This is a genomic window from Arthrobacter sp. T572, assembly GCF_056780115.1.
This window is the reverse complement of sequence record NZ_JBRAZQ010000001.1, coordinates 65,622-79,457: the sequence shown is the minus strand read 5'-3', so window position 1 is coordinate 79,457 and position 13,836 is coordinate 65,622. Positions and strand designations below refer to the sequence as shown.

15 protein-coding genes are annotated in these 13,836 nt (G+C 63.2%); 11 read left to right on the top strand and 4 right to left on the bottom strand.

From position 1 onward, the window contains the following. Positions 1–325: 325 nt before the first annotated feature. From ACUYMZ_RS00360 to ACUYMZ_RS00350, 3 genes are read left to right on the top strand one after another with little or no spacing between them, the layout of a single operon-like run. A complete protein-coding gene (locus ACUYMZ_RS00360; RefSeq protein ID WP_481601685.1) occupies positions 326–589 on the top strand; it encodes a glutaredoxin family protein in 264 nt (87 codons plus the stop codon). Beyond that, complete coding sequence (ssb, locus tag ACUYMZ_RS00355; RefSeq protein WP_481601684.1) at positions 586–1,350, top strand: single-stranded DNA-binding protein; 765 nt, start codon at positions 586–588, stop codon at positions 1,348–1,350. The genes ACUYMZ_RS00360 and ssb overlap by 4 nt, the downstream gene beginning before the upstream one ends. Continuing rightward, positions 1,337–1,606 carry a ParB family protein gene (locus tag ACUYMZ_RS00350; protein WP_481601683.1) on the top strand — a complete coding sequence of 90 codons (270 nt, stop codon included), beginning with the start codon at positions 1,337–1,339 and terminating at the stop codon, positions 1,604–1,606. Before ssb ends, ACUYMZ_RS00350 begins: the two co-directional genes overlap by 14 nt. Positions 1,607–1,972: 366 nt before the next feature. Here ACUYMZ_RS00350 and ACUYMZ_RS00345 read toward each other — a convergent pair whose 3' ends face one another. The 3 genes from ACUYMZ_RS00345 to ACUYMZ_RS00335 form a co-directional block, all read right to left on the bottom strand. Continuing rightward, a complete protein-coding gene (locus tag ACUYMZ_RS00345; protein WP_481601682.1) occupies positions 1,973–2,326 on the bottom strand; it encodes a VOC family protein in 354 nt (117 codons plus the stop codon). A gap of 440 nt (positions 2,327–2,766) precedes the next feature. Further along, positions 2,767–3,078: a hypothetical protein gene (locus ACUYMZ_RS00340; RefSeq protein WP_481601681.1), complete on the bottom strand. Its 312-nt coding sequence runs from the start codon at positions 3,076–3,078 to the stop codon at positions 2,767–2,769. 33 nt (positions 3,079–3,111) lie between these two features. Beyond that, entirely contained in the window at positions 3,112–3,804 is a 693-nt protein-coding gene (locus tag ACUYMZ_RS00335; protein WP_481601680.1) for a hypothetical protein, read from the bottom strand. 239 nt (positions 3,805–4,043) lie between these two features. On the opposite strand from ACUYMZ_RS00335, the gene ACUYMZ_RS00330 reads away from it, so the two are divergent. From ACUYMZ_RS00330 to ACUYMZ_RS00315, 4 genes are read left to right on the top strand one after another with little or no spacing between them, the layout of a single operon-like run. Then, positions 4,044–4,436 carry a MobC family plasmid mobilization relaxosome protein gene (locus tag ACUYMZ_RS00330; RefSeq protein WP_481601679.1) on the top strand — a complete coding sequence of 131 codons (393 nt, stop codon included), beginning with the start codon at positions 4,044–4,046 and terminating at the stop codon, positions 4,434–4,436. Positions 4,437–4,438: 2 nt separating this feature from the next. Then, the gene (locus tag ACUYMZ_RS00325) at positions 4,439–6,079 is read left to right on the top strand and encodes a relaxase/mobilization nuclease domain-containing protein (protein ID WP_481601678.1); all 1,641 of its coding nucleotides are present in this window, start codon (positions 4,439–4,441) and stop codon (positions 6,077–6,079) included. Positions 6,080–6,112: 33 nt separating this feature from the next. After that, positions 6,113–7,345, top strand: coding sequence for a hypothetical protein (locus tag ACUYMZ_RS00320; protein WP_481601677.1), 1,233 nt, complete (start codon positions 6,113–6,115; stop codon positions 7,343–7,345). A 44-nt stretch (positions 7,346–7,389) separates the two neighbouring features. Then, complete coding sequence (locus ACUYMZ_RS00315) at positions 7,390–7,971, top strand: hypothetical protein (RefSeq protein ID WP_481601676.1); 582 nt, start codon at positions 7,390–7,392, stop codon at positions 7,969–7,971. A 75-nt stretch (positions 7,972–8,046) separates the two neighbouring features. On the opposite strand, the gene ACUYMZ_RS00310 is transcribed toward ACUYMZ_RS00315, so the two are convergent. Beyond that, positions 8,047–8,514 carry a hypothetical protein gene (locus ACUYMZ_RS00310; RefSeq protein ID WP_481601675.1) on the bottom strand — a complete coding sequence of 156 codons (468 nt, stop codon included), beginning with the start codon at positions 8,512–8,514 and terminating at the stop codon, positions 8,047–8,049. Between the two features lie 528 nt (positions 8,515–9,042). Here ACUYMZ_RS00310 and ACUYMZ_RS00305 point away from each other — a divergent pair. The 4 genes from ACUYMZ_RS00305 (at position 9,043) to istB (ending at position 13,825) form a co-directional block, all read left to right on the top strand. Continuing rightward, positions 9,043–9,645: a DNA-binding protein gene (locus ACUYMZ_RS00305; RefSeq protein WP_481601674.1), complete on the top strand. Its 603-nt coding sequence runs from the start codon at positions 9,043–9,045 to the stop codon at positions 9,643–9,645. 269 nt (positions 9,646–9,914) lie between these two features. Continuing rightward, positions 9,915–11,081, top strand: a complete 1,167-nt coding sequence (locus ACUYMZ_RS00300) for an ATP-binding protein (RefSeq protein WP_481601673.1) — start codon at positions 9,915–9,917, stop codon at positions 11,079–11,081. Positions 11,082–11,300: 219 nt separating this feature from the next. Beyond that, the gene (istA, locus tag ACUYMZ_RS00295; RefSeq protein ID WP_062096294.1) at positions 11,301–12,977 is read left to right on the top strand and encodes an IS21 family transposase; all 1,677 of its coding nucleotides are present in this window, start codon (positions 11,301–11,303) and stop codon (positions 12,975–12,977) included. Further along, positions 12,974–13,825, top strand: a complete 852-nt coding sequence (istB, locus tag ACUYMZ_RS00290; protein ID WP_481601672.1) for an IS21-like element helper ATPase IstB — start codon at positions 12,974–12,976, stop codon at positions 13,823–13,825. Before istA ends, istB begins: the two co-directional genes overlap by 4 nt. Positions 13,826–13,836 lie beyond the last annotated feature (11 nt).

The following is a 13,836-nucleotide window of genomic DNA, read 5'->3' as shown; positions in this document are numbered from 1 at the left end:
GTGTTTAACCACCAAAAAGCTGGCCGACTGCCCCATGGGCAGTAAGTCTTTACGCGGTTGCTCTGCGAGCGGCGGGCGGTGGGGTGCTGGGGCGTGACTCACCCATGAGTTTGCCTCAGAACTGAGCTTCCGCAGTGCGCTTGCTTGGATATGTCCACCCTGGCCGGGCCCAGCATCGGTTCTGTCTGCGGGGAAATCGACATGTATCAAAACCTCTAAAACCCGGGCTAAAACGCTTTGTTTTCTACCTGAATAACGGTAGAATTGAGATATCAAGTCGACCAGACGAACGAAACCAGAACTGATACGAAACGTAGGACTGACAATGACTTCTTTAACCCCTGATTACACGGTGTACACCAAGCCCGGCTGCCCGAACTGCGTCAAGACGATGGAGTACTTCGACCGCAAAGGCATCACCTACCAGGGCGTCGACATCACCAAAGTTCCTGAAGCGCTGACGTATATCAGCGAAGAGCTTGGCTACTCGGAGGCGCCCGTCGTAGTTAGTGCCGATGGTGAAAATCATTGGTCCGGGATCCGAATGGACAAGCTGACTCAGGCGGCGCTGCGCCGTAAAGCGGCATGAGCGCCCTCGAGGCCTGGCAGGCCAACGAACGGTTCCGGCTCAGCGGACGCCGGCAGGACGACCTCGAAGAGTTCGGCCGCACCGCCAACCCCACAGGACGGATCAACGTCCCCGTCACCAACCCCTACACCGATGTGCCCACCACTGCCGAGCACGACATCGCGGAGGCGGGTGACTCTCTGGTGATGCCGGGTCTCCCGGACTGGCCCATGGACACCACTTTCGGATATCCCTTCACCGACACCACCGCCACGCACCACCCCTCCACGGACGTCGACAGTGCCGGGCCTGCTGAGAGAGGAAGCGAAGGCGCAGCGGATCCGGCAGGGGAGCCCATGGAGGCCCCGGCGACCTCTGGTGATGCACCCGCGGGGGAGTCGGTCACGGTGGTCGGTAACCTCGTTGCCGACCCGCGGCTGACGGAACTGGGCAGCGGGTCTGTGGTCGCGAACTTCACCATCGCCTCCACACCACGGATCTACAACGACGACACCGCGCAGTGGGCGGACGGGGAGACGGTATTCCTGCGCGCACGTGCCTGGAACGCAACAGCAAGGCACGCCCAAGCGTCGCTGACGAAAGGGGCCCGGGTCATCGCCGTCGGAACAATCAGGTCCCGCACGTTCCAAGGCAGAGACGGGCAGCCCAAAACAGTGAAGGAATTGGTCGTGGACGACGTGGCGGTGTCCTTGAAGTTCCAGGGCGTCATTGTTGAGCGTGACCGACAACGACGACGTCGGGAGGACCGTGCAGCGGGCTAAACGGGACGATAACTCCATCACGGCCAAGTTCACCCAGGATGACGCGGAACAGATCCGCGCTGTCGTGAAAAACGTGGGCGTGCTGGAGGGTTATGGTTCGGTGAACGATTTCGTCGAAGCCGCGGTGAAGCGGGAGTTGCGGCGGATCCAGCGGAAGTACAACGGCGGGAAGAAATGGGAGGGCATCAAGGCCGGCGGCCTCCGGCCAGGACGACGGACCCGCGCCGAAACAGCAGCCCACGAAGACCACTCATAAACCCCGGTGACGCACCGGAGGGTGCCCACGCATCGCCACCTTGAGTGAGATGGCATTTTTGTCTTCACCGAAGAACAGAAAGGCCGGCAGTTGCCGGCCCTTTCTCTGCCTTAACTCCCCACGTACCCGGCACCGTACACACGGTGCGCGGATGCTTGCCCGGGCGTCAGACGGGCGGATGAAGTTGATGAAGTTGAGGCATCCGGCACCTGGATCTCGCAGGACGACACGTCAGAATGCTCCACCCTGTGGGGCGGAGCATTCTTGCTTTGAGAAGTCGTGGGATTGGTCCCCGGTGTAGGGGCTTGATGCTTGACACTCTAGTGGGTTGTTGGGTTGGCCAGGTTATTGCCCCGTCGAGGGTGTTTAGCGGTCGACGATCAGCAGGGTGTTTTGGTCCGGGTCGGTGGCGGTGAACCAGAAGCATGTTTGGTTGTCGCCGTTGATGTCGCTGGGGTTACCGCCGGTTCGGGTCAAGCGGTCGTGTGTTGCGTGCAGGTCTTCTGCGAGGAGGTTGAATGGCGCCCAGGGCAGGCCGGGTGGTGAGCTGATCCCGCTGGCTGGTCCGAGCAGGGAGAGCCGGTGACCCGAGGCCCCGGCGTGGAGGACTGCGGCATGTTTTTCAACACTGATGAGGTGCATGTCGAAGGTTTCGGCGAACCATTCGGCTGATGCCCGGGTGTCACTGACGGGGAGAAAAACGCTTCCAATCTTCGTCATGAGCAGAGTCTAAACATCCCTTCCGACAACATCGTCCCAGCGAATGCCCGTACGGGCTGTTCTGCCATGGACCGTGCCGGTCCCGAACCCCATGCACACATTGGTCAGCCCATGGTGTTGTGGGGCCCCCTTCCGTACCGGGCTCCGTCCGAAGGGGGCCCGCAGCTGCGCTCTTGTCGTGGTTGTCCTGGCGGAAAAGAACCCGGCCAACGATGCCCGGGGGAGCCGGCGGCGGGTGTTGACCATGGGTGACTTGGCCGTTTTGGTGACCACCCGTAGGTGGAGGCTGTGCACGGCCACCGCTCCCTCAAAGGTTTGTCTTGAGGGGGTGGTGTGGTGGTGGTTGTGTGCAGCCGGTCAGGTGGGTCCTCTCGTCCACGTGGGTGCGGGAAAAGCCCGGAGGTTTTTAGCTTTTGCCGTGCCCGGGTGGGCTAGGGGCTTCAGGGCTGCTGGGCGGTTTCGCTGCCTGCCTGACCGGTGTCCGCGGCGGGGGTGTTGGTGGTTTTGGTCTGCGTTTTGCGGCGCCGTCCGGCGGCGGCTGGTTCGAGGCCGAGTTTTTTGAGTTCGTCCGGGCTCCAGCCGTCGCGGGTGGCTTTGACGTAGGCGCGTTTGTCGTCGCGTTCTGCGTTGGCGAGTTGTTCTTTGAGGTCGGTGACGCGCTGTCGGGCTTTGACGAGTTCTTCGACTGTTTTGATGCGTGAGTTGAGGAGGGCGCGGGCTTGGTCTTTGGTGCGTTCGATATCGATGGGCATGTTGCGTTTTGCCTTTCCTGTGGCTGGGTTGGTTCAGCGGCCGTGACCGGCACTGATCGCTGGTCTATGCGCGGCGCCGCTTGCTGCAGTTGCGGAAACCGCTGCAGCAGGTGCTGCTGTGGCCTTTTGGGGGTAGGAGAGGGCGACGGTCCTGAGGCTCTTGGGCATGAGGTAGCGCCCGTCAGGGTCGTATTGTTCGGCGTACTTGTCGATGACTTCCTCGAGGGTGGGCCGGTAGTAGGCAGCGGTGACCTGGTCGCGGGTGGGTAGTTCTTTGGCGACCTGTTCGGCCAGCACACCGACGTGCTGTACACGCGAGGCGGGAAGCGCTTCGGTGAGGGCTTTTTCGATGGCCGGCAGGACCGCGGCCTGTTCCGGTGTCAACGGCACCGGGGCCGTCCTGGCGGCGGTGTCCACGGACGGCGCGGCAGTGCCCGCGGGGTGCGTGGGAATGGTGGCGGTGATGAAGACGGCGTAGCCGTCTTCTCCGATGCCGGCCGTGGTTCCGGTGGCGTTGCGGAGGTGTTCGGTGGCGAGGTCGTCGATGATACCGCCGACGAGGTAGTCGGAGCTGTGGAGCAGTTGGGTGGCTTTGTCGAGCAGGTGCATGCCGGGTCCGCGTTCGATATCGAACCTGACATAGACGTGCTCAGGGTGGTTTTGGTTCGCTTCCCCGTATCGGGCTTCGGCCAGGCGCGGAGCGCCGTTGGTGTCTTCGTTCAGCATGGTCCCCCCAAAGGCTTGTGACTGGTTCAGACGCAACCCACCCTAACCACCAAAAGCAGCCCACCCTGGGATATAGGCGGGCGTGCCGCAAAACAGTCCGGGGCGGAGCAAGCTATACATTTACACGGGTGTAAATGGCGTGTCGTTCACGGTCCGCTGGCGGTTCGTGGGTGACACTGGCTTGTGTGGTCCCCGGGTTTCGGGGTCGCTGCGCTGGGCTTTTTGGGAGGGGATTGGGCATGCCGGAAGAGGAGACTACTGGCCGCCCGAACCTTTCCCGGCGGCGCCGGGCGAATGCACCTGCGGGGTCGAAGAAGCGCCGTGATGTGTGGGTCACGGCGGAGGAAGAAGCACTTCTTATCGCGAAGGCTGCCCGCCAGAAAGTCACGGTCCCGAATCTGCTGCTGACTGCTGCGTTGTCGGAAGGCTCGGAGACCCCGACCGAGCGGCGCGCGGCGATGGCTGAACTGATGGCGATCCACACGCTGCTGGCGCGGGTGTCGAACAACGTGAACCAGATCGCCCGCCATGCCAACGCCGGGGACGAGTTCCCTCAGGACGCCAAGGCTGCGCTGGCGTATGTGCGCGAGGTAGCGATGCGGATCGACCGCACCATTGAGGGGCTGATGTAGGGATGATTCCGAACATCACCCGCGGGGCGAGGATGGCAGGCCTGATGGTGTACCTGGTGTCGACGGATGCGGATAAGACGAAGAACGCGCACACTGACCCGCAGCTGGTGGCCGGGGACGCGGCGATCATGGCCTGGTACGACGACGGTGTCTTGGACAAGGACGACGCCGCGGCGATCGCGAAGCACCTGAACCAGCCGCGCAAGGCGTTCGGCATCGAAGTCCGGGTCAAGGACATGGTCTGGGATCCGGTGAAGAAGCAGCGCGTTTTCGCCGGGTACAAGGACGCCAACGTGTGGCACTGCTCCCTAAGCCTGCGCGCCGAAGAAGGCGCCCTGACGGATCAGCAGTGGGGCGATATCGCCAACGACTTCGTCGATGCGATGGGCTTTACCGAGACCAGCGGCAAAGCCCAATGCCGGTGGGTCGCGATCAACCACGGAACCAGTGAGAACGGCAACCACCACATCCACATCGCCGTGTCCCTGGTCCGCGAAGACGGCACCAAAGCCTCCACCCACGGCGACTACAACAGAGCCCAGAAAACCTGCCGCGAACTCGAAACCAAGTACGGGCTGGAAGAGCTCTCCACCGTGCACGCCACCCGCGGGTACGACCGTGCAGAAAAAGCCACCGCGACACGCGACCAGCGCGAGATGCATCGGGCATCCCTCGCCCGCAAAGTGCGTGCCAGCGCTACCGCCTCCAGCAGCGAAGCCGAGTTCGTTCGCCGCGCCAGGGACATTGGCCTGCTGGTGAGGCCACGGTATGCGAAGAACACCACCGACGTCATCGTGGGCTACTCCGTTGCCGAGCGGCCGAAGCCGGGGGAGCGGCCCATCTGGTTCGGGGGCGGCACCCTCGCCACCGACCTCCGCCTTGGACAACTGCGGCAGGAATGGACCGACACCCCGCAGGCGGCAACAGAAGCAGCGGCCGAGTGGAACGCCGCGGCACGCAACAAACGCAAAGCCAATACCCGCGGCCCCGAACAGGCCCCGCCGGCCCCGAAGCTGTGGGTGGACTATACCCGGAACGCCACCGCATTGGCCGACCAACTCCGCTCTATTCCCCGGGACGATCACGCCACCTGGGCGAAAGCTGCGCGCGAGGTTTCCGGTGCCTTTGCCGCATGGTCCTACAGGCTTGAACCAACACCCGGGCCGCTGGCAGCCACCGCAGCCGAACTGTCCCGGACAGCCCAGCTCCGCGCATCAAAGGCAGACAGTAGGCCTGTGGCTTTGCCGTCCATTGCCGGGACGGCCATGTTGTTCATGGCAGCATCCTCCAAGAACAAAACCGCAGCCCAAACAGCGCTCATGGTCCAGCTGATCAACACCGCCTTCGCTGTGTATGAAATGCACGCCCAGTCCGGACGAGCACGCGAAGCCCAACGCCTCCGCTCCGTGGTCGAAAACCAGCTGGCACCCTTCACCGCCACCATGCCCAAACCAGTCCCGCCCGGCGCCCCAGAACAGACAACCCCGGAGGCGGATGTGCCGCCCCGGGCGGTTGACATCGCGCGGCGGGGACTGGTGCCCATCCGCTCAGGAACAGTGGTACCAATCACGCCGGCACCCGCCACACAAGCAAAGAGCCATCAGCCCGGCCAGCGCGATACCGGCCAGGGCCTCGACCGATAAGAAACACACCACTAGTGCAAGGGGGAAACACTCATGAGTGAATCAGACGGAATCGACGACGTTATAGACGGCGGACTGCGGCAATCACTGATGATCGCATCCCGCATCGCAGAGGCCCTGGCCCGGCACCGCCAGGAAGACCAGCGGCAGCAGGAACACCTCGACTCACAGGCCGAGCACGAAGCTGCCGCGCGCTTGGCGGTCGAGCGCAGCGCCGCCCGCGCAGCACTAGCGGCTGTCGAGAAAGATCTGTGGTGGGACAAAGCCCAGCCCTCCGACATCGCCACCGCCTACACCGTCGCCGAAGGATGGAAGGACCACGACCCGGCAGCCCTGGCGGCGTCGGAGAAAATCCGTCAGGAAGTCCTGACACGGTACGGCATCGACGCCCACGACGTCGGACCCGACGCCGCCTATCTCGAATCAGGCATCCACACCATCACCACCGAACAGGCGCGGCAGGAAGCCCTTGCCAGCGCCCAGGAAGAAGCACGGAAAGCAGCCGCCGAGCACGAAAAAGCCATGCAACTGCTTGCAGCTGCCCGCACCGAAGAACTCCGTACCCAAGCTGTGAAACTCGCGCCGGAGATGGAACGCCATCAGGTACCCGTGGAATACCTCGCCAACCCCGAACTGACCAAAGCACTTCAGCACGTACACAAGGCCAAGACGCCAAAAGCGTTGGAGGTAGCGGACGCCGCCGTAAAGGAGCGCATGTTCCTGATCGGCAAGGACGGCATCAACGGACCCGACATCGACCAGCTGAAGCAGGAAACCACCGCGAACGTCAACGGCGCAGGCGAGGAACACTTCAAGGACCCCGCCTTCGTGGATGCAGCCAAGAAGCTGCACGAAGCGAAACTCCTGGCAGAAGGCGGCTTCACGGGCGACAAATGGTCAACCCAGGAACAGCGATACGAGCGGGCCGAGAAAGAACTTTTCGCCCGCATCGAAGGCCTCGGCCGGGACATCGAAAAGCAGGTCACCGGCACCAACGACAGTCCGCGCCTCACAGAGCAGGGGCTCAAAGCGGAGACCACATCCGGGGCCGACTACGGCTCCGCCGAACACCACCAGCAATTCGCCGAAACCCTCACCACCACCGGCGCAACAGAACCCCAAATCCGCGGCCGGCTCGCCGCAGCCCGCAGCGAAGGAACCCACCCCAGCGCCGCCGTCACTACAGCAGGGGCCGCGAAAGCACGCAAAACCAACCGCGGGATGACAGCAGGTGCCGAACGGACAAAGAACGGCCCCAGCCGCTAGCGCGAAATCCGCTAACCAACGCGAACTCAAAGTTAGGCTGGAACATGGGTGAGGACGACACGTCAACGATGCCGGTAGCGGCGAAAGCTGGCCGGAGAAGCAAGCCGAAGCGGAAGAGTTTCACGCGTCGGCAGGAACTCGCCCGTCAATGGCTGGAGCGGCTCGTGCCGCCGGAACGGATCACCGACGAGCGGGTGAACGAGCTGGCCGCTGTCGTGGACAGATACCGACCCGACAGCAAGTTCCTGACCATTGCCGACGCGATGATCAGAAACAACGAAACCCCCACCATAAAGAAAGTCGCCGCACGGTACGAGTCCCGCAAAAACGCCTACCTGCGTCGCAACGCGCGTACGGCACCGGTGGAACTCACTCCCGCTACAGTCGACCAGCTCACGACCCTGATCCGTGCCTCGCGGGAGCGTCGCGGCCATGGACCGGCCTGGTCCGAAATCCGCACCGTCATGGGATGGGACCGCGGCCAAACCCGGCACGCACTCACGCAACTCCGCGCCGAGGGTGTCATTTCCTTCACCACCGACAGCGGCTCCCTCACCCTCCCGGAAAAAACCGCACACCACAGTGCTTCCGCGCAGTATAGTTCAGCGGCCAGGAAGCCGGCCTGACACCCACATCGGGGGAATGAGGACACGGGTCCGGCCCACCGTACCGTGGCCGGCCGGGATCCTTTGGCGTGCCCCTTAGGGGAGGTTGTCGCCGATGACCAGGGCGAGGTAATCACCGGCTGCTTCCTGGAAGCCGTACTCCCTCCAGTAGCGCCGCACGGCGGCCCTCGCCTGCACATACTGTGGTGAGCCCTCTGGCACGCCGTCCTCCAGCAGGGGAGCGGCGTCCAGAACGACGAGGGTGGTGTTACGTGCCACCGTGGAGAGGATCGCCGTTAGAACAGCGTGGCCGGTTTTGTGGCCGCGGAACCGTGGATCAATCGTGATCTCGGGAACGACCAGCAAGTCACCGCCGAGATCCATCCGCGCCGCGAAACACAGGTCCGGCCGTTCATGGACAAGCATCTCCGCGACATTCAACATTTCCTGGTCGACCGCGTCCAAGGCATCGAGTAAGTCGATCGTGCCGGCGTCCGGAACCACCCAGAACCGGGCATCACCGACAGGCACCGTCCCGTCGGGGTCCTCATCATCGTCGAACACGAACGTGCCCGTTTCGATGGCCAGACCCCATTCGACCGGGTCCGTCTGGTTGTACCGGCGCCGGGAATGCCGCGGTACTCACAGCTGTACCGGAACGTCAGAAACTCAGGATCCAGCGCACGCATGACCAGTTTCCTCCCCCTAATTCTTAGAGCAGTGAGCCCCATCAACTCCCAGGGCCGGAACCGAGTCTATGCCGCGCCTGCGGGGGTGAAAGTTTTCTCCGGCTTTTCCGTCATGATCCGGACCGAACCCACACTGTACCCGCCAGGGGTTCCTCCAACCCTCGATGAGGATGCGAGCTTCCGAAGTGCAACTGGCCCGTCTTCAACGGGCTGGACCCGGTGAGTTCTGCCCGGTGAGTTCTGATCGGTGGTGTTTTAGCCGGTTGGCGGGAGGGACAGCCGATCTGGACGCCGTGGGAGAGTTTAGCCGACTGAGGGGTGCAATCCGTGTCCGCGCGGTCTTAGGAAGCGACTGGTAGTAGGAGTAGTATTGGTACTACTCCTACTACTGAAGGCTGCGATGATGTTGAGTGCGAAAGACCGTGTGTACGCCGCCGCCGAGGAAATCAGTGCTGAGCGTCGGCCGACGGTCTCGACGGTCCGCGCCGCGGCGGGGGTGAGTAATGCCGACGCGACCCGGTACTTGAAGGAGTGGAACGAGGAACGGCAGGCCGCTGGGGGGCAGGTCGCCGCTACACCCCCGGCCTTGCTCGAAGCAGCCGCTCGTCTCGCCGGTGCAAGTTGGGCCGAGGCGGTCACGCTCGCGAACGAACGGCACGCCGCTATCGAGGCCCTGTGGGCACAGGAGCGCCGGGAAAAGGACCAGGAGATCGCCGAGCTCGTGACGGATCTGGATGCAGCAAGCGCCGAAAAGGACGCCACCGCCACGGCCCATGCAGAAGAACTCGCCCGTCTGCAGGAACAGCGCGCTGGACTGGAACGCCAGATAGCCGAGCTGGGGCAGCAGCTGGAAGAGTCGCAAAAAGCAGAACGCACCGCAGCCTCCGAGGCCACCGACGCAGTCCGTGCCCTGGCCATCGCCGAAGCCCGGGCATCCACCCTCGAAGAAGCCCATAACGCCCTCCTTGCCCGGATCACCCCCCAGGCCGGCGACGCCGAGCAGTAACCCCAGGGCATCGGGGGGGCGTGACCATGGTCCCCGATGCCCTGGACTGCCGAGCCCCGACTGAGTCCCGATCCTGAGGAGGAGCCGTCCTGCGCCTCCTAGGGACGCGAGCAGCGTGCGCCACCGTTGTTGAGCTTCCACTCGCCCAGTCCTGTCCTCGCAAACATCTGCCCACGTGACCCCTGGGTGGGAAAATATCAATATCTACTAAGATTTAGTGTTTTCCTATACTTTGTTAGATATTGATAGACCCTAAGAGGTGGTGTTTCATGGATCCCGTAGCCAATCCCTATTCGCCAGGGGCTGGAAGAAAACCGGCCGCGCTGGTCGGCAGGGATCGTCCCAGACGGGACTGGCAAGTCGCGATCCAACGGGTTGAAGCCGGCAGGTCGGCCCAACCGTTCGTCCTCTACGGCCTCCGAGGGGTCGGGAAAACCGTGCTCCTCTCGGATTTCCGGCGTTCAGCTGCCGACCGGGATTGGCTTGTCGCGCAGGTCGAAGCAGGTGCAGGAAAATCCCTGCGTGAAGCGCTGGGAGAAGCGCTCCACGGCCCCCTTGCTGACCTCGCCCGCCCCTCAGCGGGCAGGAGGCTGCTGAAGGCCCTGAAGACCGCCGTCAGTTTCAAGGCCTCATATGACCAGAGCGGAGCCTGGAATTTCGGATTGGATCTGGACGGTGCTTCAGGCGGGGGAGCGGACACCGGTGTCCTTGAAACGGACCTTAAAAAGCTCATCCAGGACCTTGCGCTGGCCGCCGAAGAAGAAAATGTTGGGCTAGCCATCCTCGTCGACGAAGCACAAGACCTCGAGACAGCCGAAATCGTGGCCCTCTGCGCCATAGCCCACGCCGCTGCACAAGATGACTGGCGCGTACTGTTCGCATTCGCTGGCCTGCCCAGCCTGCCCAGGGTCCTCGCCGAAGCGAAATCCTACGCGGAGCGTTTCAACTACGAGAAAATCGAGGAACTCCGCGGAGCGGTGGCCTCCGAAGCCTTGACCAAGCCCGCTGCCGACGACGGCGTCGAATGGGACGCTTCGGCGGTCGCCCTGATAGTCGATGAAAGCGCGGGATATCCATACTTCCTGCAGCAATTCGGGCAGGACACATGGAACGCCGCTGCAGGAGGAACCATCACATACGACGATGCCCGGGTTGGAGCAGCCAACGGCAGAGCGGCATTGGACAGCGGCTTCTTCCGGGCACGATGGGACCGGGCCACCAGAGCGGAACAGAACTACCTAAGAGCCATGGCGGAGGACGGCGACAACGGCAGTTTCTCAGGGGAAATCGCCTCGCGGCTGGGCAGGGGACCAGCCAGCTTTGGCCCCATCCGGGCGAACCTCATCTCCAAAGGACTCGTCTACGCCCCCGAGCACGGCGTCATTGCATTCACAGTCCCGGGGATGGCAGCCTTCATAAAGCGCCAACCTAAGTGACTCTCACGCAGTAGCAATCCGAAGCTTGATTTTCAGTCGGTGACAAATCCCTGCGCGGAAACGTAGCAGAACCCTGAGTATGTCAGTCTGATCGGAGCCCACTAGGACGGCCCGAACGGTACCCACCAGCTGGACATGCCGAACCTAATGACGGCTTGAATGGTACCCACCTGTGAGCGTTGATCCATCCAGTGTTGGATCAACGACGGGAGGGCCGGGATGGGGTCAAGAGTGGAGTTGTTCGCGCAGATTCGGAGGGATGCCCGGGTGGAGGGGGCATCAATCCGGGAGCTTGCCCGCAGGCACCAGGTGGCGCGGAAAACCGTGCGTAAGGCGTTAAGTTCCCCGGTCCCGCCGGAGCGCAAAACTCCTCAACGATCCTCGCCGCGGCTTGATCCTTTTAGATCCGCGATCGATGCCATGCTCGTCGAAGACACGACGGCGCCGCGGAAGCAGCGTCACACTGCCCGGAGGATTCTTGCCCGGCTCATCGAAGAGCACGGCGCGGAGGAGTTGTCGTATTCGACGGTGCGTGACTACGTTCGGGTCCGCCGGGCGCAGATCGATGTGGAGGCCGGCCGCCGGGTTGAGGTATTTGTTCCCCAGGAACACGCCCCGGGCGCGGAAGCTGAAGTGGACTTCGGCGAAGTCTGGATCGTGCTGGACGGGGTAAAGACGAAATGCCACATGTTCATCTTCCGGCTGTCCCACTCTGGCAAGGCCATCCACCGGATTTACCCCACCCAGGCCCAAGAAGCATTTCTCGAAGGCCATATCGAGGCGTTCAACGAGATCGGCGGCGTGCCGGTCAAACACATCCGTTATGACAACCTCACCAGTGCTGTCAGGTCCGTGGTGTTCGGGCAGGGACGGAACCGCCTGGAGAACGATCGGTGGGTGCTGTTCCGTTCGTTCTATGGATTTGATGCCTTTTATTGCCAGCCAGGTATTGCCGGCGCTCACGAGAAAGGCGGGGTAGAGGGCGAGGTGGGCTGGTTCCGCCGCAACCGGCTTACGCCGATGCCCGTGACGAGGTCCCTTGAGGACCTCAACGACCGGATCCGGAGCCGGGAGGTCCAAGACGATCAGCGGCGAATCGATGGCAGGATCCGCACCATCGGCCAGGACTTCGCCGCGGAGGCCCCGCTCCTGGCACCGTTGCCGGCGGACGAGTTCGATCCCGGTCTGGTGCTGAACCCGAGGGTGGACCGGTCCTCGATGATTACCGTGCGGATGGTGAAGTACTCGGTGCCGGCACGGTTCATTGGCCGGCGGGTCCGGGTCTCCTTGCGGGCGTCCGAAGTTGTGGTGTTCGACGGCCGCGCGGTGGCGGCCCGGCACCAGCGGATTATTGCCAAGGGCGGGCAGTCGGTCCAGTTGGACCATTATCTGGAGGTCCTCAAGACCAAGCCCGGCGCTTTGCCTGGTTCCACAGCTTTGGCCAGGGCGCGGGAGTCAGGTGCTTTCACCAGCGCCCATGAAGCCTTCTGGTCTGCCTCGCGCAGGGTCAACGGCGATGCCGAGGGAACCCGTGAACTGATTGACGTCCTGCTGCTGCACCGCTCGATGGAAGCCGAAGACATCGAGGCAGGGATCACCGCAGCCCTTGAAGTAGGTGCTGTCAGCGCCGACGTCGTAGCGGTGGAAGCCCGTAGACACGCCTCCAGCATCCCCGCTGGTGGGTCCCGTCCTGACCGTCATCGCGGTGCTCATGCTGAAGCGAAAGTGCAACGAGTTGTCAGCCTGACCCAGCGTCGGCTGATGGACCCGGCCGCTGTCATCGCCGGGCTCCCTCCAGACAAGCGACCGCTCCCGACAATCAGCGCCTACGACGAGCTGCTGGCCAAACGCACCGAACACTCCGCAGGAACCACGTCGAAGGAGAACATCTCATGAGCCCCACCGCACCGGCCACCACCATCACCCCAACCCTGCGACGGCGCCGCGGCCTGACTGAGCAGGCCGCGGTCGCGGCCGTGGACCAAGCATGCCGCCGGCTGCGCCTGCCCACCATCCGGGCGGTCCTGGACGAAGCTCTGGGCGTGGCGGGGAAAGAACAACTCTCCTACCAAGGCTTCCTGGCCGAGCTGTTGCTGGCCGAGTGCGATGACCGCGACCGTCGCTCCTCAATCCGACGCGTCAAAGCCGCGAACTTTCCACGGGACAAATGGCTCGGTGATTTCGACTTCGACGCGAACCCGAACATCAACCCCGCTACCATCCATACCCTCGCTACCGGCGACTGGATCCGCAAAGGCGCACCGCTATGCCTGATCGGGGACTCCGGAACAGGCAAATCCCACCTGCTGATCGGGCTGGGCACCGCTGCAGCTGAGAAGGGATACCGGGTCAAATACACGCTGGCCACCCGGCTCGTGAACGAACTCGTCGAAGCCGCCGACGAGAAAGTTCTCGCCAAGACCATCGCCAGATATGGCCGGGTCGACCTGCTGTGCATTGACGAGCTCGGCTATATGGAGCTGGACCGCAGAGGAGCCGAACTCCTCTTCCAGGTCCTGACTGAACGCGAAGAGAAGAACTCCATCGCTGTCGCCAGCAACGAGTCGTTCTCCGGCTGGACCAAGACATTCACAGACCCGCGTCTCTGCGCCGCGATCGTTGACCGGTTGACCTTCAACGGCACCATCATCGAAACCGGCACGGACTCCTACCGCCTCGCCCACAGCCTGACGAGGAACGCGCACTCTGACGTAGCAGCATCCGGCCGCCCCACGAACACATAGGTTGTCGTTGC